This window comes from Halococcus morrhuae DSM 1307 (assembly GCF_000336695.1).
GTDB lineage: Archaea > Halobacteriota > Halobacteria > Halobacteriales > Halococcaceae > Halococcus > Halococcus morrhuae.
Genome location: NZ_AOMC01000010.1, coordinates 1 through 561, shown reverse-complemented (window position 1 = coordinate 561; position 561 = coordinate 1). Strand labels below are relative to the sequence as shown.

General features: G+C 62.0%; 2 protein-coding genes. Both read left to right on the top strand.

What is annotated here, in order from left to right; genetic code table 11:
* Positions 1-52: 52 nt before the first annotated feature.
* Positions 53-337 carry a transcriptional regulator TbsP domain-containing protein gene (locus C448_RS00400; protein ID WP_455429037.1) on the top strand — a complete coding sequence of 95 codons (285 nt, stop codon included), beginning with the start codon at positions 53-55 and terminating at the stop codon, positions 335-337.
* Positions 334-561: transcriptional regulator TbsP domain-containing protein (locus tag C448_RS00395; protein WP_239640498.1), on the top strand; the 228-nt coding region annotated here is incomplete at its 3' end. The genes C448_RS00400 and C448_RS00395, both read left to right, overlap by 4 nt.

Sequence of the window (561 nt, the reverse complement as noted above, 5' to 3'; positions counted from 1 at the left end):
GGATGTCCTGGAACTGCGAGCCGCTGCTGAGCGACTGGACGACACGCTGTTGGTGACCGAAGAGATGGTTGTTTCGCTGCTCACGCCGGGTGATGGGCAGAGCGCTGCGCTGGTGACCGACGACGAGGAGTTCGTCGCGGCCGTGCGCGAGCGCTGGAATTATCTCTGGGGAGATGGCGCGCAATTCGACCTACGGACGCCGGCGTACTCGCGCGTGCTCGAAACACTCGCCGATGAGTTCGATTCGGAGACGGAAGCAGACTTTGAGACGGTACTGGAGNGGATGTCCTGGAACTGCGAGCCGCTGCTGAGCGACTGGACGACACGCTGTTGGTGACCGAAGAGATGGTTGTTTCGCTGCTCACGCCGGACGATGAGCAGAGCGCTGCGCTGGTGACCGACGACGAGGAGTTCGTCGCGGCCGTGCGCGAGCGCTGGAATAATCTCTGGGAAGATGGCGCGCAATTCGACTTACGGACGCCGGCGTACTCGCGCGTGCTCGAAACACTCGCCGATGAGTTCGATTCGGAGACGGAAGCAGACTTTGAGACGGTACTGGAG